The sequence below is a fragment of the Actinomadura madurae genome, assembly GCF_900115095.1.
Lineage (GTDB): Bacteria > Actinomycetota > Actinomycetes > Streptosporangiales > Streptosporangiaceae > Spirillospora > Spirillospora madurae.
In genome coordinates, this window is sequence record NZ_FOVH01000015.1 from 111,041 (window position 1) to 128,013 (window position 16,973).

The following is a 16,973-nucleotide window of genomic DNA, read 5'->3' on the forward strand; positions in this document are numbered from 1 at the left end:
GCATGCCCCTGTCTGGAGAGACCATGTCCCTTCCCCCACCCCGAGTCGGACGGCGGCGCCCCCGCCGGGCGGTCGCGGTGCTGCTGGCCGGGCTCCTCCCGGCGGCCGGCTGCGCGGTCGCCAACAGCGACTCCCTGACCGGCGGCGCGGACGGCGCCCTGCGGATCGTCCTCCAGCAGGAGCCGCCCACGCTCGAACCCTGCGAATCGTCCCTGACCTCGACCGGAATCGTCGTCCGGTCGAACATCACCGAGCCGCTGATCGAACGCGACCCCACGTCCGGCGCGCTGAAACCGCTCCTCGCGACCGGGTGGAAATCCACCGACGACAAGACCTGGACGTTCACCTTGCGGAAAGGCGTCACGTTCCAGGACGGGACGCCGTTCGACGCCGCCGACGTCGCGTTCACGGTCAAGCGGGCCGTCGGCTCGAAACTCGGCTGCAACGTCGACGGCTACGTCTTCGCCGACAGCAAGCTCGACGTCGCGGTGGTCGACGATTCCACGGTGCGCGTCACCGCCGACCGCCCCGACCCGATCCTGCCGCTGCGCATGTCGTTCCTGGAAATCGTCCCGACCGGCACCGACGACACGTCCAAAGTGCGCGAACCGATCGGCACGGGCCCTTACGAAATCGCCGAATGGAAGCCGGGCATCAGCCTCCAGCTCGACCGCAATCCCCGTTACTGGGGCGCCAAGCCCGCCTATCCGGCGGTCCGGTACGTGTGGCGTTCGGAGAACAGCATCCGGGCCGCCATGGTCACCAGCGGCGAGGCCGGCATCGCGGTCGGCCTCGGCCCCGAGGACGGCGCGGGCGACCTCGGCGTCGCCTATCCCAACAACGAGACCACCGCGCTGCGCATGGACGCCGGAACGCCCCCGCTGAACGACATCCGGGTGCGCCGCGCGATCAACTACGCGATCGACAAGAAGGGCATCGTGAAGTCGCTCTTCCTCAACCTCGGGGAGCCGGCCGGGCAGCTCGTCCCGAAGGGCGTCGTCGGCCACGACCCGTCGATCCAGGCCTGGCCGTACGACCCGGCCAAGGCCAAGGCGCTCGTCGACGAGGCGCGCGCGGCCGGGACGCCGGTGGACACGCAGATCACGCTCGTCGCGCGCACCGCCCAGTTCCCGAAGGTGTCCGAGACCGCCGAGGTGATCCAGCACGAGCTCGCCCGGGCCGGGCTCAAGGTCAGGATCAAGATGCTCGACACCGCGGCGCACCTGGAGTACCAGCTCAAGCCGTTCGTCACCGACGCCGGCCCGATCCTGCTGCTGATCATGCACGGCAACCAGGCCGGGGACGCCTCGTTCACGACCAGCCAGTACATGGTCGGCGACGGCCCGCAGAGCCGGTACGGCACGCCCGAGCTGGACGCGAAGATCGCCGCCGCGGACGAGACCGCGGGCGCGGAGCGCCAGACCGCCTTCGCCGCGGTGCTGCGGTACCAGAACGAGAACGTCGTCCAGTACGCGCACATCGCGCACATGCGCGGTCTCCTCGGGATCGCGCCGTCCGTCGAGTACCGGCCGAACTCGGCGACCGGCGACGAGCTGCGGCTCGCCGAGGTCCGGCCGGCCAGGTGAGGGGACCAGGATGCTGACCTTCGTGCGCAGGCGCCTCGTCTCCAGCGCGATCCCGCTGTTCGTGGTGGTCGTGGGCGTGTTCGTCCTGTCCCGGCTCACCGGCGACCCGAGCAAGCTCTACCTGCCGCTCAGCGCGACACCGCAGATGCGGGACGAGTTCCTCGCCCGCAACGGCTTCGACAAGCCGGTCCTCGCGCAGCTCCTCGACTACCTCGGCGGGGTGTTCACGCTCGACTTCGGCGAGTCGCTGCGGACCGGGCAGTCCGCGAGCGAGATGGCGCTGCGGGCGTTCCCCGCGACGCTCCAGCTCGCCGGGACGACCATGCTGCTCGCCATCCTCGGCGCCGTGGTGATCGGCAGCTGGGCCGCCTACCGGCCCAACTCGGTCGCCGACCGGCTGACGAGCTTCCTGTCCATGACGGCGGCCAGCGTCCCGGACTTCTGGTTCGCCATCATGGGCGTGCTGGTGTTCGCCGTGACGCTCGGCTGGCTGCCGACCTCCGGCGTCGTCGGCGGCCCCGAGGTCTGGGTGCTGCCGCTGCTCACGCTGCTGATCCGGCCCTTCGGGGTGCTGGTTCAGGTGGTGCGCGGCGCGATGGTGTCGGCGCTGTCGGCGCCGTACGTGAAGGTCGCGCGCAGCAAGGGCGCGAGCGAGCCGCGCGTGGTCTTCGGGCACGCGCTGCGCAACGCGGCCCCGCCGGTGCTGACCGTGGCGGGCGACCTGACCGTCGGCCTGGTCAACGGCGCCGTCGTGGTCGAGACCATCTTCGGCTGGCCGGGCATCGGCAAGCTGATGATCGACTCCATCCTGCAGCGCGACTTCGCGGTGCTGCAGGCGGCCGTGCTGCTGACGGCCGTGACGATCTTCGTCCTCAACCTCCTCATCGACCTCTGCCACGCCCTGCTGGACGCGCGGGTGCGGCAGGCGGTCACGGCGTGACGAACGGAGCCCCGATGACGGCGACCATCGACGACACCGGATCGGGCGGCGTCGCGAAGCCGGGGGAGCGGCCTCCCCGGACCGGGACCCGCTGGTGGCGGCTGCTGCTGCGGGACCCCGCGGCGACCGCCGCAGCGGCCGTCCTCCTCGCGGTGGTGCTCGCCGCGACGCTCGGCCGCCTCCTGATCGGCGACCTGGACACCCGGCAGAACCTCGACGCGACCAACACCCCGCCCTTCCACGTCGGCGACGGCTGGGAGTACGTGCTCGGCAGCGACGCGCTCGGCCGCAGCGTCCTCGCCCGGCTGATCGTCGCGGGCGGCACGACGCTGTCGGTCGCGGTGCCCGCCGTGCTGATCTCCCTCGTCGCCGGCGGCGCCTGGGGGATGTGGGCCGGCTACCACCGCGGCTGGCGGGAGAACGTCTCGCTGCGGATCGCCGACGTCATCCTCAGCTTCCCGTCGCTGCTGCTCGCGGTCGTCGTGCTGTACGTCTTCACGCCCGGCGCCGCCAACATCGTGCTCGTCCTCGCCATCGCGCGGATCCCCGTCTACCTGCGGACGGCCCGCGCCGAGGCGGCGGAGCTGCGCGGGCGGCTGTTCGTGGACGCGGCCCGCACCTTCGGCGCCGGCAGCGGGGCGATCATCGTCCGGCACATCGCGCCGGTCGTCGCGCCGACCCTGCTGACCGTCGCGGCCGTCGACTTCTGCTTCGTGATGCTGGCCGAGTCGTCGCTGAGCTTCCTCGGCATCGGCATCCAGCCGCCCGACGTGAGCTGGGGCCTCATGGTCGCGCAGGGCCGCCAGTACCTGCAGACCGCCTGGTGGACGGCCGTCCTGCCCGGCGTCGCCATCGTCGTCACCACGGTCTCCGCGACCGTCCTCGCGGCCTGGTTCCGCCTCGCCACCGACCCGGACCAGCGCTGGCGGCTGACCCTCCCGCGCCGCCGCCGCGGCGGCCGGTCCGCACTCCCGGAGGTGCACCAGTGAGCTCCACCGCCCTAGAGGTCGAGGACCTGGCCGTCGACCTGCGCACCCCCGAGGGCACGCTGCGGGCCGTCGACGGCGTCGGCTTCTCCGTCCGGTCCGGGCGGACGCTCGCGCTGCTCGGCGAGTCCGGCTGCGGCAAGAGCATGACCGCGCGGGCGATCGCCGGGCTGCTCGACCCGGTCGCGCACGTCGCCGGCGGGACGGTCCGGCTGTCCGGGAAGGACGTGCTGAAGCTGGACCGGGCCGCCCGCCGCAAGCTCGCCGGGCCGGGCCTGTCCATCGTCTTCCAGGACGCGCTGACCGCGCTCAACCCGGTGCAGACCGTCGGCGCCCAGCTCGCCGAGCCGTTCCGCATCCACCGGGGGTCGTCCCGGCGCGAGGCGGCGGCCAAGGCCGCCGAGCTGATGAAACGGGTCGGGATCCCCGACCCCGCGGCGCGCATGCGGGCCTACCCGCACCAGTTCTCCGGGGGCATGCGGCAGCGGCTGCTGATCGCGATGGCGGTGGCGCTCGACCCCACCGTGCTCCTGGCCGACGAGCCGACCACCGCGCTGGACGTCACCGTCCAGGCGCAGATCATGGAGCTGCTGCGCGAGCTGCGCGCCGAACGGGACATGGCGCTCGTGCTCATCACCCACGACCTCGCCGTCGTCGCCGAGCACGCCGACCACGTCGCGGTCATGTACGCCGGACGGGTCGTCGAGACCGGCGCCGTCGGGGAGGTCTTCGGCACGCCCCGGCACCCCTACACGCGGGCGCTGCTGGAGTCGGTGCCGGCGCGGGTGAGCCGCGGCACCCCGCTCCGCTCGATCAAGGGCGGCCCGCCCGACCTGCGCTCGATCCCGGAGGGCTGCGTGTTCCAGGCGCGCTGCCCGAAGGCGCAGGACGTCTGCCGCACCGCGCGCCCCGGCCTCGTCCAGGCGGGGGAGCGCGCCGCGGCCTGCCACTTCCCGGAGGAGCCCGCCGATGACTGAGACCGACGACGCGGCGACGACCACCGAGGCCGCACCGATCATCGAGGCGGCGGGGCTGGCCAAGACCTTCCGGGTGCCGAAGAACGCCGACGGCAAGGACCGGCTGCGCGCCCTCGACGGCGTCGACCTCACCCTCGGCCGCGGCGAGACGCTCGGCCTGGTCGGCGAGTCCGGCTGCGGGAAGTCGACCCTCGCCCGCGTGCTGCTCACGCTGGAGCGCCCGGACGAGGGCACGCTGCGGTTCGACGGCGTCGACCCGTTCGGGCTCAAGGGGAAGGAGCTGCTGGCCTGGCGGCGGCGCGTCCAGATGGTCTTCCAGGACCCGTTCGGGTCGCTCAACCCGCGGATGACCGCGGGGGAGATCATCGCCGAGCCGTGGCGGACGCACCGCGACGTCGTGCCGTCCCGGTCCGGCCGGGAGAAGCGGGTCCGCGAGCTGCTGGACATGGTCGGCCTGCGCGCCTCCGACGCGTCCCGCCACCCGCAGGAGTTCTCCGGCGGCCAGCGGCAGCGCATCGGCATCGCCCGCGCCCTGGCGCTCGGCCCCGAGGTCATCGTGTGCGACGAGCCGGTCTCGGCACTCGACCTGTCGGTGCAGGCGCAGGTGCTCAACCTGCTGGACGAGCTGCAGCAGCGCCTCGGGGTGTCGTACGTGTTCATCTCGCACGACCTGTCGGTCGTCCGGCACGTCGCGGACCGGGTGGCGGTGATGTATCTGGGCAGGATCGCCGAGTCGGGCCCGGCCGAGGAGGTCTTCGAGCACCCCCGGCACCCCTACACGGCGGCTCTGCTCTCCGCCGCCCCGGAGCCGGACACGCGGGAACGCGAGCGGTCCGGCCGGATCATCCTGGAGGGCGAGGTGCCCTCACCGCTCGACCCGCCGTCGGGCTGCCGCTTCCGCACCCGCTGCTGGAAGGCCGCCGACACCTGCGCGACCGAGCCCCCCGAGCTCGCCGCGGGCCCCGTCCCGGCGCACCGGGCCGCCTGCCACTTCCCGCTGAGCCCGGCCACCTCACCGTCCTGACAGGTGCGGGCGCCTCCACGCCCGGAGGCGCCCGCGCCTCGGTCAGCGGGCGGACCGGACGACGTTGCGCAGAGGGCGGCCCTCGGCCAGGGCCGCGACGTTCGCGGCGATGTCGCGGGCGCGGTTCTCGAAGGTGTCGCGGGTGTGCCCCGAGTTGTGCGGGGTCAGGACGGTGTTCTCCAGGTCCTCGAACGGGAGCGCGGCACCCCCTCGGCCGGCACCGGCGGTCGGCCACCACACGTCGATGCCGGCGCCCGCGATCCGGCCGTCCGCAAGGGCGTCGTAGAGGGCGCGCTCGTCCACGACCGGGCCCCGGGCGACATTGACCAGGAACGCCGAGGACCGCATCGCGGCCAGTTCGGCGGCCCCGATCATGCCGCGGGTGCGGTCGCTCAGCGGCACCGTCACGACGACGACGTCCGAGGTCGCGAGCAGCTCCGGCAGGTCTTCGGGAGGCAGCACGCGGTCCAGCGCCACACCGGGGTCGAGCGGCGCCGCGGGATCGCGCCGCACCGCCTGGACGCGCATCCCGAGCGCGGACGTCAGCCGGGCGACCTCCAGGCCGGTCTCCCCGAGCCCGAGCAGCCCGGCCGTCCGCCCCGCCAGCGTGCCGGCCAGCGGCAGGCCCGGGTCGACGGCGACCGACTCCCAGACCCCGCGCCGGACCAGCCGGTCCGACCGCAGGACCTTGCGGGACAGCATGAGCGTGACCATCACCACGTGCTCGGCGATGGAGCGCCCGTGGTGGAAGGTGTTGGCCACCGCCGTGCCGGGCGGCAGCTCGTCGATCGGGATGCGGTCGTAGCCGGCGCCGGTCACCTGGACGAGCCTGAGCGCGGACCCCGCGCGCGCCATGGCGGGGGTCAGCCGGGAGCCGACCAGCACGTCGGCCCCGTCGAGCGCCCGGACGACCTCCTCGTCCGGACGTCCGGGGATGATCTGCCAGTCGCCGCCCGCGGCGGTGAGGAGATCGGCGAACCGCGCCGTGATGGGGTCGATGTGGACGATCTTCATTGAACCCACGAGGTCTCGTCGTGCGGGGGCGCCGTGCGCTCGATCCGCTCGCGGGCCTGCCGCAGCGCGTCGACGATCTCCCGTTCCCGCTCGGGCGTCAGCCGGGCCAGGGGCACCGAGCAGCTGATCGCGTCGCGCGGCGGGGAGCCGTAGCGCAGCGCGAGCGCGAAGCAGTGCAGGCCGAGGCTGTTCTCCTCCCGGTCGACGGCGTAGCCGCGCTCGCGCGTCAGGGCGAGGTCGGCGTCCAGCTCCGCCCGGCCGGTGAGGGTGTGGGGGGTGGCCGCCTGCCGCTCGGCGGGGATGTGCCGGTCGGCGTCCTCATCCGCCCGCTCCGCGAGCAGCGCCTTGCCGAGCGAGGTGCAGTACGCGGGGAGCCTCCGCCCCACCCGGCTGAACGGGCGCAGGTACTGGGTCGACTCCCTGGTCGCGAGGTAGACCACGTCGAAGCCGTCCAGACGCCCGAAGTGGAAGGTCTCGTCCAGCGTCTCCCCGAGCTGGTCGAGCGCCGGCTTGACGATCCGAAGGTGCGGGTCGGCGTCGAGGTAGCTGGTACCGGCCAGCAGCGCCCGGATGCCGATCCCGTAGAGCGTCCCGGACGCGTCCGTGCGGACCCAGCCGTGCTTGGTCAGCGTCCGGAGCAGCGCGTACAGGCTGCTCCGCGGGACGTTCATCGCCTCGGTCAGCTCCCGCAACCGGGCCGGGCGGTTCTGCCGGGAGGCCAGCAGCTCCAGCAGCTCCAGCGTGCGCGCTGCCGACTTGACCTCCCGCACACCCGAGACCTTGCCGTCCAACGACGGTCCCTCCAAGGGTGCGGCCATCCGGTGCCTCCTGAACGCGGTGAGACGACCACCAAGCCTAATAGATGGGGAGGCAACGGCTACATAGTGAGAAGCCGGGCGTGAGGTCGGACACGAAATGGGCATGACCGATGACACACGGTAATCGAGATCATCTGAGGAAGCCCAGGATGGACGTCGACTCACCACCGCTGGAAGGCCGGTCCGAGGCCCGGACGGTCGTGCTCACCGTCAACGGCCGGAAGCGCGAGCCGCGGATCGAGCCGCGCGTGAGCCTGCTGGACGCGCTGCGCGAACACCTCGCGCTGACCGGCTCGAAGAAGGGCTGCGACCAGGGCACCTGCGGGGCCTGCACGGTCTGGGTGGACGGCCGGCGGGTGCTGGCCTGCCTGACGCTCGCGGTCACCTGCCAGGGGCGGGAGGTCACCACGATCGAGGGCCTCCCGGACGGCGGCGGCCTGCACCCCATGCAGACCGCCTTCATCGCCCGCGACGCGTTCCAGTGCGGGTACTGCACACCGGGCCAGATCATGTCGGCGGTCGCGCTGCTGGACGAGGGGCACGCCGCCGACGACGGCGAGATCGCCGAGTGGATGAGCGGCAACCTCTGCCGATGCGCGGCCTACCCGAACATCAGGGCCGCGATCCGCGAGGTCCGCGACGCGAAGGACGGTGCCCGGCGATGAGGCCGTTCGGTTACGCGCGGGCGGCCGACGTCGGCACGGCGATCGCGACGGTCCGGGAGCACCCGGGCGGGGCGTTCCTCGCGGGCGGCACCACCGAGGTCGACCTCGTCCGGCAGAACGTGCTGCGCCCCGACGTGCTGGTGGACATCAACGACCTGCCGTTCCACCAGGTCGAGGACCTGCCGGACGGCGGCCTGCGCATCGGCGCGCTGGCGCGGATGAGCGACGTCGCCGAGGCGCCGGGGGTGGTGGAGCGGTTCCCTGTCGTCTCCCAGGCGCTGCTGCTGGGCGCCTCGGCGCAACTGCGCAACATGGCCTCGATGGGCGGCAACCTGTGCCAGCGCGTCCGGTGCGTCTACTACCGCGACGCGACCTCGCCGTGCAACAAGCGCGATCCGGGCAGCGGCTGCGCGGCCATGGACGGCTTCCACCGCGGGCACGCCGTCCTCGGGACCAGTGACGCGTGCATCGCCGCTCATCCGTCCGATGTGGCGGTCGCGCTGGTCGCCCTGGACGCGGTGGTGCACACGCGGGGCCCGGCCGGTGAGCGGACCATCGCGATCGACGACTTCTTCCTGCTCCCGGGACGGACCCCGGAGCGCGAGCACCCGCTGGAGCACGGCGAACTGATCACCTCGATCGAGGTCCCCGCGCTGCCGATGGCCCGCCGGTCGGCCTACCTGAAGGTCCGCGACCGCGCGTCGTACGAGTTCGCGCTCGTGTCCGTCGCGGCGGCGGTGGACGTCCGGGACGGGATCCTCACCGCGGTCCGCTTGGCGCTGGGCGGGGTCGCGACCAAGCCGTGGCGGGCGCGGGCGGCCGAGCGGAGCCTCACCGGCGGGCCGGTCGCGCGCGAGGCGTTCGCCACGGCCGCCGCGCACGAGATGGCGGCGGCCGTGCCGCGGCCCCTGAACTCCTTCAAGGTCGAGCTGGCGCGCCGGACGATCGTCCGCGCGCTCGCGGCGCTCACGGACGGGGACGAGCGATGAGCGGATCCATCGGGCAGGAGGCCGTCCGCGTCGACGGCCCGGAGAAGGTCACCGGCACCGCCCGGTACACGGGGGAGATCTCGCCGCCGGGCCTGGCACACGCCCGGATCGTCGGCGCCCGCGTGCCCAGCGGGCGGGTCGCCTCGATCGACACCGTGGCGGCGGAACGCGCCGGGGGCGTCCTGGCGGTCCTGACCCACCACGACCTCCCGAAGGTCGGCCACGTGCCGCTGGTGCCGTCCCTGATGGGCGGGCCGGCGCCGGGTGAGACGTTCTTCCCGATGCAGGACGACACGGTGCACTACGCGGGCCAGCCGGTGGCGATCGTGGTGGCCGGCACGCTGGAGCAGGCCCAGCACGCCGCCGCGCTCGTCGAGGTCGCGTACGCCGAGGCGCCGTCGGTGACCACCATCGAGCAGGGCCGCGCGGACGCCTACGAGCCGGAGAAGATCTTCGGGGGCTTCCTGCCCGCCCGGTCGCGGCGCGGGGACGTCGAGGCCGGGCTGGCCGAGGCGGATCTGCACGTCGACGCCGAGTTCCGGTTCGCCGCCAACCACCACAACGCGCTGGAGGCGCTGACCACCACCGCCGTCTGGGAGGGCGACCGCCTGACGCTGTACGACTCCTGCCAGGGCATCAAGGCCGTGCAGCTGACCGTCGCCGCCCTCCTGGGCATGTCCCCGTCCAAGATCAGGGTGCTGACGCGGTTCGTGGGCGGGGCGTTCGGGTCCAAGGCGATGGTCTGGCCGCACGTGACCCTCACCGCGCTGGCCGCCCGGCACGTGCGGCGGCCGGTGCGCCTGGTGGTGCCGCGGGAGCAGATGTTCACCTCGTGCGGGCACCGCGAGGAGCAGGAGCAGCACGTCCGGCTCGGGGCGCGGCGCGACGGCACGCTCACCGCGATCCGGCACCGGAAGATCTCCGTGACGTCGCCGTTCGACGACTGGGCCGAGCCCGCGTTCGGCGTGTCCTCCCGGCTGTACGCGTGCCCCGCGTTCGAGGGCGCGCACCGGCTGGTGCGCGGCAACACGATGACGCCCACGTTCACCCGCGGGCCGGGCGAGGCGGCCGGGGTCTTCAGCCTCGAATGCGCGATGGACGAACTCGCCGCCCGGCTCGGCATCGACCCGGTCGAGCTCCGGCTGCGCAACCTCACCGACGTGGACCCCGAGACCGGCCATCCCTGGTCCAGCGGCGGCCTCGCCGACTGCCTGCGGCGGGGAGCGGAGCGGTTCGGCTGGGCGGGACGCGATCCCGCGCCCGGGGCCCGCCGCGAAGGGAACCTGCTGATCGGGACCGGCATGGCCGCCGCCGGGTACCCCGTGGCGTTCTTCATGCGCACCCAGCGGGCCCGCGCCCGCCTGTACTCCGACTGCACCGCCGTCGTGTCCACCGCCGTCCAGGAGTTCGGCACCGGCATGACCACGGTGCTGACCCAGGTCGCCGCCGACGGGCTCGGCGTCGACCCGCACGACGTGCGCCTGGAGTTCGGCGACACCGACCTGCCGACCGCCGGGTCCCCGGTGGGGTCCAACGGCGCGATGATGGTCGGCGCCGCGGTGCACAACGCGGCCGCGGCCGTCCGCGACCAGATGATCGCCATGGCCGCAGGCGACCCGGAGTCGCCGCTGCACGGCGCTGATCCGCGCCGCGTCACCGTCACCGGAGGACGCATGACGCTCGCCGGGGACCCCGCGGCGCACGAGACCTACGGCGACCTGATGTCCCGGCACCTCATGAACGACGCCGAGGCCATCGGCAGCTGGGACCCGCCGCCGCTGGACACCCCGTACGGGCTGCTCACCTTCGGCGCCCAGTTCGCCGAGGTCGCGGTCGACGCCGACCTCGGCCTGGTCAGGGTGCGGCGCATGACGGGGGTGTTCGCGCCCGGCCGCGTCCTCAACCCGAGGACCGCCCGCGGCCAGCTCGTGGGGGGCATGCTGTGGGGCATGAGCCAGGCGCTGCTCGAAGGCACCCGCATGGACCCCGGCCTCGGCCGCTGGGCCAATGCGAGCCTCGGCGACTACCTCGTCCCGGTCAATGCCGACGCGCCCGACGTCGACGTCGAGCTGATCGAGGTCGAGGACCGCGTCACCGGCCCGCTCGGCGTCAAGGGCGTCGGCGAGATCGGCCAGGTGGGCTCGGCCGCGGCCGTCGCCAACGCCGTCCGCCACGCGACCGGCCACCGCGTCCGGGAGCTGCCGATCGCCCCCGAGCACCTGCTGACCCACCTGCCCGCACCCGCCTGACCGTCCCCGTTTGCTCGCACCCGCCTGACCGCCCCGAGTCCGGAGGATCCCATGCTGATCGGTGACATCGACGTCCATCCCCTGACCGACGGCACCTTCCGCGCGTCGCCCGCCTACTTCGGCGAGCACGTCCGGGCCGAGGGCCACGAGGACCTGTTCTCCCGCGACTCGATGGCCTGGCTGCCCATCGGGTGCTTCCTGGTCCGGACCGGCGACCGGACGATCCTCGTCGACGCCGGCATCGGCCCCGAGATGCGCGACGACGGCCCCCGCAGGTTCCTCGTCGGCGGGCAGCTGCTGCTCGGCCTGCGCGCCGTGGGCGTCACCCCCGCCGACGTCACCGACGTCGTGTGCACCCACCTGCACGCCGACCACTGCGGCTGGCTCTTCGACAGGAACGCCGATCCGGTCTTCACCCGCGCCGCCGTCTGGTTCGGCGCCCGCGACTGGGACCACTTCGTCGCCAACCCCGAGGTGCTGATGTTCGATCACATCCGGCGCGGGTTCCGCGCCGCGTCCGAGCGGCAGGGCGACCGCCTGCGGCCCGTCGCCGACGACACCACCATCGCGCCCGGCGTCACGGTGACCATGACACCGGGGCACACCCCCGGGCATCTCAGCGTCATCGTCGCCTCCGGCGGCCGCCGGGCGCTGCTCCTCGGCGACGCGATCATCTGCCCGGTCCAGCTCGACGAGCCCACCTGGCAGTCGATCGGCGACGTCGACCCCGAGCTCGCGCGACGGATCCGCGAACGGCTGTTCCGCGAGCTCGAGGACGAGGCGACCGTCGGCGCCGGGGCGCACTTCCCGGAGCTTCGGTTCGGCCGCGTCCTGGCCGGTGAGGGAAGACGCTGGTTCACCTGACACGTCACGATCGGACACGGTCCGGTCCCGCGCCGGTCCAGGCGCGCCACGCGGTCTGCCAGCCGCCGGCGCCGGTGACGCGGGTGCTCGGCCCCGCCCAGGCGATGTAGCCGTCGGGGCGGATGAGGAGCGCGGGCCCGTCGTCGGTGCGGCGGGCCTGCGTGAGCGTGGTGTGGAGGGGCCCGGCGTCCTGCTCGCGGACGAGGACGAACCCCGGGGTGTCGCGCTGGATCGCGGTCAGCGGTCCCTCGGCGAGCGGGACCTCGGTGGCGCGGGTGCCGACCAGGCGGTTCTGGCCCCGGCCGCGCGGGTAGCGGAGGGTCACCCCGGAGAAGCCGCCGGCGACGGCGTCGCGGACGGGACCGATGCCGAGCACCGCGGGCGCCAGCAGGTTGCGGAGCAGCCGGGCCGGGGGCGGCCTGAGCGTGACGGCGCGCATCATGGCGCCGCTCTGGCGCAGGACGCGGCGGCCGATCGGATGCCGTTCGCGGTGGTAGGAGTCCAGGATGGCCGGATCCGCGCCGCCGAGGACGGCGTCGAGTTTCCAGGACAGGTTGGCGGCGTCCTGGATCCCGGTGTTCATGCCCTGGCCGCCCATGGGCGAGTGCACGTGGGCGGCGTCCCCGGCGAGCAGGACGCGGCCGTGCCGGTAGGAGCGGACCTGGCGCTCGTCGCAGTGGAAGCGGGAGTGCCAGCCGTACTCCAGGACGCCGACGTCGCGGCCCATGGCCGTGTTGAGGACGCGGGTGACCTCGTTCTCGTCGATGGGCGCGGTGTCGGGGACCTGGTGGCGCCGGTCCCAGGTCATCGACCGGAACCAGCCGCCCGGGCGGGCCCGTCCGTAGGGGACGAGGAAGCCGAAGCAACCGGGCCTGCTGCCGAGCGTGAGGCCCGTGCCCACGGGGCCGTCCGACAGGCGGACGTCGGCCAGGACGACCGAGGACAGCACCGTCCTGCCGGGAAAGTCGGCGCCCAGGAGGTCGCGGACCGTGCTGTGCGCGCCGTCCGCCCCGACCACGTACTCGGCGCGCCAAGTCGTGGTCTCGCCGCCGTCCTTGGGATGGGCGGTGAGGGTCACTCCGCCGTCGTCCTGGCTGAGGCCGACGACCTCCACGCCGCGCAGCACCGTCGCGCCCTGGTCGCGGGCGTAGCGTTCGAGTGCCTGGTCGACATTGGTCTGCGGTGTGATCATCCCGTACCGGTGCCGGGACGGCAGGCGGGTCAGGTCGACCGCGGCGCCGGCGAAGAGGTTGACGCGCTCGGTGGTGCTCGCCCGCGCCAGCAGGTCGTCGGCCAGGCCGCGGCTGTCGAGGACCTCCAGGGTGCGGGCCATGGTGACGAAGGCCCGGCTGGACGGGTTGACGGTGGGCCAGCGTTCGAGCACGGCGACCTCGCGCCCCGCGCGGGCCAGGTCGCCCGCGGCGGTCATGCCGGTGGGGCCGCCGCCGACCACGATCACCTCCGCGCGGCGGGTCGCCGCGGCGCCCTCCTCGCCGGTCACGACCGCTCCATCTGCGGAGTGCCGGCGCGGTTGACGTTCCCGGGGTTCGCCGCGGCGACGTCCTTCAGGTCGGCGGGGAGTGCGGCCCGCTCGGAGGACGCGGGGTCGGGGAAGGAGCGGCGGATGTCGTCCGGGGTGGTGGCGGCGGCGTGGTTGAAGACGAAGCGGGCGTCGGGCAGCGTCTCGTGCACCAGGTTGACGATGGACTCGAACAGCAGCGTGTTCGGCGGGACCAGCCGCACGCCCGCGCCGATGAGCACGGCGTCGTAGCGCTTGGCGGCCAGCCGTCCGCGGACGGTGTCGAGGGCGGTCTCGCCGAAGTCGATCTGGCAGCCGTCCGCTTCGTAGCCGGCCTCGCGCAGCAGGGCGAGGTTGCCGTCGTGGGCGGCGGCCAGGCTCTCCCGGGTCAGGCTGGCGAAGGCGGCGAACTCGGGGGCGTCGTAGTCGATGACGTCCGGGTGGAGCCCGATCTGCAGGGCGGTCACGGTCACGGTCCCAGTTCCCTTCCTCGAAAGTGATGCCTGCTCCCACCCTGGAGGCCCGGTGTCATCGTGTCCAACGATCATTTTTGCTATCTCCCATCGCGACTTGAGATAGTTCGAGATCTGGCCCGCGACCGTGTGGAGGGACCGATGGAGCTTCGGCAGCTGGAGTACTTCGTGGCCGTGGCCGAAGAACGCAGCTTCACCCGGGGCGCCCAGCGCGCCCACGTCGTCCAGTCGGCCGCGTCGGCCGCGGTGTCCCGGCTGGAGCAGCAGTTCCAGACGGCCCTGTTCGACCGCTCGCACCGCCGCCTCGAACTCACCACCGCGGGCCGCACCCTGCTCGCCCGGGCCCGCGCCATCCTCGCCGAGGCGCGGCGCGCGCACGAGGAGATGAGCCGGCTCAGCGGCGGCGTCACCGGGGCCGTCACCCTTGGCACCATCCTGTCCACGGGCGACTTCGACCTGATCGACGGCCTGAGCAGGTTCCAGCGCGAGCACCCGGACGTCGTGGTCCGCCTGCGGCGGTCCGTCGGGTCCTTCAACGACCACGCGGCGGCGCTCCGCGAGGGGCGCTACGACCTCATGCTGCTGCCCATGCCCGCCGACGGCGCCGCGCTGCTCGGCGGCGAGGTGATCACCGACCCGATCGCGCACCTGCGCCTCGGGCTGGCCTGCCGCGGCGACGACCCGCTCGCCCGCGCCCGGAACGTCGCCTACGCCGACCTCGCGGACCGCCGCTTCATCGACTTCCCCGTGGGCTGGGGCAACCGCTCCATCGTGGACAGCCTCTTCAAGGCCGCCGCCGTCGAACGCACGGTCGCCCTGGAGGTCGTCGACACGACGACCGCCATGGCCATGGTCCAGCGCCGCCTCGGCCTCGCCTTCGTCCCGCAGGAGCAGATCGCCGCGCGGCCCGGGCTCGTCCAGGTCGACCTCGCCGACCCGCCCCCGCTCATCGACCTCGCCCTCGCGCTCTCCCGCGACCACCCGCCGTCCGAGGCTGCCCGCGCCCTGCGCCGGACCCTCCTGGCCGGCGGCTGACCGCGGGCGGGCATCCCGGAGGTCAGACGGCGCGGCCGGGCCGCGTCTCGACCGTGTTCTCCAGGGACCCGAGGCCGTCGATCGCGGTGCGGACGACGTCGCCGTGGCGCAGGAACAGGCCCCGCCCCGCGCCCACTCCCGCCGGAGTGCCGGAGATGAGCACGTCGCCGGGTTCGAGGGTGACGACCTCGCTGGCGGCCGCGATGAGCCCCGCGACCGGGGTGATCATGTCGGCGGTCGACTCGTCCTGCTGGAGCTCGCCGTTGACCCACAGGCGCACCCGCAGGTCCTGCGGGTCGGGGACCAGGAACGCCGGGGTGACGCCGGGGCCGAGCGGCAGCGTGCCGTCGGCGGACTTCGCCGCGAACCAGTCGTAGGAGAAGGCGTCGGCCGGAACTTCGTCCCGCCTGTGCCGGGCGCGGGCGGTGACGTCGTTGGCGACGCAGTAGCCGGCGACGTGGCGCAGCGCGTCCGCCACCGGTATGTCGCGGCCGGCGAGGCCGATGACGACGGCCAGCTCGGCCTCCCAGTCGTAGCGGGCCGGTTCGCGCAGGCGCGGGGCGAGGGGGTCGTTCGGGCCGATGAGCGTGGTGGTCGGCGCCCGCAGGAAGAAGAAGGGCTTCCAGCCGTCGCCGGGGGGACGGCCGCCCATCTCCACGACGTGCCGGTGGTAGTTCACGCCGGCGCAGATCACCTTCCTCGGCCACCGCAGCGGCGTGAGCAGCGCGTCGTAGGCGATCTCCGGCGCCTCCATGATGTCGATGGCGCGCAGCACCTTTTCCGCCGCCGACCAGTCCTCCAGCAGATCGAGGAGGCCGGACCAGCGCTTCAGCTCGGCCGGGCCGACGAGGAGGCCGTCTTCGCGGAGCGCGGCGAGGCCCGTGGCGGCCTGGCCGGTGTACGTCGCCAGAGACCATTTCATGCGCCTTCTTCTCCTTGGCCGGGGGAACCCTCGGGGGACGTCTGGTCGTGCACGGACGCGATGTCGAGCGGGCCCCATCCGTCCGCGACCGCCCTGTCGAAGACGGCCTTGGCCGAGGCGAAGACCGGCAGGGCCAGGCCGAACCCGGCCATCGCGTCCTCGATCTGCTCCAGGATGGGGTGCAGCGTGGCGATCGGCCCCGGCGCCGGCGTCCAGGCCCGCTCCCGCATCAGCGGGCCGCGCTGCTTGAGGATCGCGGAGCCCGCGATCGAGTCGTCGAGGACGCGCTGGAGGAGCTCCAGGTCGATGCCGCTGCGCCGGGCCATCGCCACCGCCTCCGCGGCGGCCACCGTGTGCACGGCCACCAGCAGCATCGCGATGTACTTCATCCGGGTGCCGGTGCCGAACCCCCCGGTGCGGATCCAGGGCCCGGAGATCGCGTCGAGCACCGGCCGCACGGACTCCACGGCCCGCTCGTCCCCGGAGGCGAGGGTGGTGGCCAGGCGCGGGGCGACCATCCCGGGGCTGCCGCTGATGGGGCAGTCCAGCAGATCGCCGCCGCGGGCGCGCACCTCGTCGCGGATGCGGCGCTTGTCGTCCACGTCGATGGTGCTCATCTCGATGTGGACGGTGCCGGGCCGGAGGGCGGTGAGTGTGCCGGCGGGACCGCGGACGACCTCCCGCAGCGCCGCGGCGTCGGGGAGGATCGACAGCAGCACGTCCGCCCGCTCCGCCACGCCGGCCGGCGACGCGGCCCGCGTCCCGCCGGCCTCGGTCAGCTCGGCGGACTCGCCGCGGCGGTAGCCGACGACCGGGAACCCCCGGTCCATCAGATTGCGTGCGATCGGAAGGCCCATCCGGCCCAGCCCGATCACGCCCACCGTCTGCATCCGGACCTCCCTCGGTCGCGTG

At 73.7% G+C, this 16,973-nt stretch carries 16 protein-coding genes and 1 pseudogene; 10 read left to right on the forward strand and 7 right to left on the reverse strand.

The annotated features are described in order from the left end of the window. Positions 1-23: 23 nt before the first annotated feature. The 5 genes from BM339_RS34305 to BM339_RS34325 are packed head-to-tail and all read left to right on the forward strand — an operon-like array spanning position 24 to position 5,513. Entirely contained in the window at positions 24-1,586 is a 1,563-nt protein-coding gene (locus tag BM339_RS34305; RefSeq protein WP_024934966.1) for an ABC transporter substrate-binding protein, read from the forward strand. Between the two features lie 10 nt (positions 1,587-1,596). After that, positions 1,597-2,526: an ABC transporter permease gene (locus BM339_RS34310; protein WP_021595329.1), complete on the forward strand. Its 930-nt coding sequence runs from the start codon at positions 1,597-1,599 to the stop codon at positions 2,524-2,526. Between the two features lie 14 nt (positions 2,527-2,540). Further along, positions 2,541-3,515, forward strand: a complete 975-nt coding sequence (locus tag BM339_RS34315; protein WP_021595328.1) for an ABC transporter permease — start codon at positions 2,541-2,543, stop codon at positions 3,513-3,515. Beyond that, complete coding sequence (locus tag BM339_RS34320) at positions 3,512-4,489, forward strand: ABC transporter ATP-binding protein (RefSeq protein ID WP_075023564.1); 978 nt, start codon at positions 3,512-3,514, stop codon at positions 4,487-4,489. The genes BM339_RS34315 and BM339_RS34320 overlap by 4 nt, the downstream gene beginning before the upstream one ends. Beyond that, complete coding sequence (locus BM339_RS34325) at positions 4,482-5,513, forward strand: ABC transporter ATP-binding protein (RefSeq protein ID WP_075023565.1); 1,032 nt, start codon at positions 4,482-4,484, stop codon at positions 5,511-5,513. The genes BM339_RS34320 and BM339_RS34325 overlap by 8 nt, the downstream gene beginning before the upstream one ends. A gap of 42 nt (positions 5,514-5,555) precedes the next feature. Here the strand turns inward: BM339_RS34325 and BM339_RS34330 are convergent, their stop codons facing one another. Together BM339_RS34330 and BM339_RS34335 are read right to left on the reverse strand one after the other, a co-directional pair. Then, positions 5,556-6,527 (reverse strand): 2-hydroxyacid dehydrogenase, encoded by a 972-nt coding sequence (locus BM339_RS34330; RefSeq protein ID WP_075023566.1) that lies wholly within the window; start codon positions 6,525-6,527, stop codon positions 5,556-5,558. Beyond that, entirely contained in the window at positions 6,524-7,345 is an 822-nt protein-coding gene (locus tag BM339_RS34335; protein ID WP_033331206.1) for an IclR family transcriptional regulator, read from the reverse strand. Before BM339_RS34335 ends, BM339_RS34330 begins: the two co-directional genes overlap by 4 nt. A gap of 149 nt (positions 7,346-7,494) precedes the next feature. On the opposite strand from BM339_RS34335, the gene BM339_RS34340 reads away from it, so the two are divergent. The 4 genes from BM339_RS34340 to BM339_RS34355 are packed head-to-tail and all read left to right on the forward strand — an operon-like array spanning position 7,495 to position 12,112. Continuing rightward, positions 7,495-8,010 carry a (2Fe-2S)-binding protein gene (locus BM339_RS34340; RefSeq protein WP_075023567.1) on the forward strand — a complete coding sequence of 172 codons (516 nt, stop codon included), beginning with the start codon at positions 7,495-7,497 and terminating at the stop codon, positions 8,008-8,010. Continuing rightward, positions 8,007-8,999, forward strand: a complete 993-nt coding sequence (locus tag BM339_RS34345) for an FAD binding domain-containing protein (protein ID WP_075023568.1) — start codon at positions 8,007-8,009, stop codon at positions 8,997-8,999. Before BM339_RS34340 ends, BM339_RS34345 begins: the two co-directional genes overlap by 4 nt. After that, complete coding sequence (locus tag BM339_RS34350) at positions 8,996-11,248, forward strand: xanthine dehydrogenase family protein molybdopterin-binding subunit (protein WP_075023569.1); 2,253 nt, start codon at positions 8,996-8,998, stop codon at positions 11,246-11,248. Before BM339_RS34345 ends, BM339_RS34350 begins: the two co-directional genes overlap by 4 nt. Positions 11,249-11,299: 51 nt before the next feature. Next, complete coding sequence (locus tag BM339_RS34355) at positions 11,300-12,112, forward strand: MBL fold metallo-hydrolase (protein ID WP_075023570.1); 813 nt, start codon at positions 11,300-11,302, stop codon at positions 12,110-12,112. A 4-nt stretch (positions 12,113-12,116) separates the two neighbouring features. On the opposite strand, the gene BM339_RS34360 is transcribed toward BM339_RS34355, so the two are convergent. After that, positions 12,117-13,613: an FAD-dependent monooxygenase gene (locus BM339_RS34360; RefSeq protein WP_075023571.1), complete on the reverse strand. Its 1,497-nt coding sequence runs from the start codon at positions 13,611-13,613 to the stop codon at positions 12,117-12,119. Then, on the reverse strand, positions 13,610-14,104 hold the full coding sequence (locus BM339_RS34365; RefSeq protein ID WP_075023572.1) for a hypothetical protein: 495 nt from the start codon (positions 14,102-14,104) through the stop codon (positions 13,610-13,612). The genes BM339_RS34360 and BM339_RS34365 overlap by 4 nt, the downstream gene beginning before the upstream one ends. Positions 14,105-14,245: 141 nt before the next feature. On the opposite strand from BM339_RS34365, the gene BM339_RS34370 reads away from it, so the two are divergent. After that, on the forward strand, positions 14,246-15,139 hold the full coding sequence (locus BM339_RS34370) for a LysR family transcriptional regulator (protein ID WP_021595317.1): 894 nt from the start codon (positions 14,246-14,248) through the stop codon (positions 15,137-15,139). A gap of 22 nt (positions 15,140-15,161) precedes the next feature. Here the strand turns inward: BM339_RS34370 and BM339_RS34375 are convergent, their stop codons facing one another. The 3 genes and pseudogenes from BM339_RS34375 to BM339_RS51895 all read right to left on the reverse strand — a co-directional run. Next, entirely contained in the window at positions 15,162-16,061 is a 900-nt protein-coding gene (locus BM339_RS34375) for a fumarylacetoacetate hydrolase family protein (protein ID WP_075023573.1), read from the reverse strand. Continuing rightward, complete coding sequence (locus tag BM339_RS51890; protein ID WP_256255600.1) at positions 16,058-16,528, reverse strand: NAD-binding protein; 471 nt, start codon at positions 16,526-16,528, stop codon at positions 16,058-16,060. The genes BM339_RS34375 and BM339_RS51890 overlap by 4 nt, the downstream gene beginning before the upstream one ends. After that, positions 16,502-16,957 (reverse strand): annotated as a pseudogene (locus tag BM339_RS51895) (NAD(P)-dependent oxidoreductase); the annotation flags it as partial. The gene BM339_RS51890 and the pseudogene BM339_RS51895, both read right to left, overlap by 27 nt. Positions 16,958-16,973: the final 16 nt, after the last annotated feature.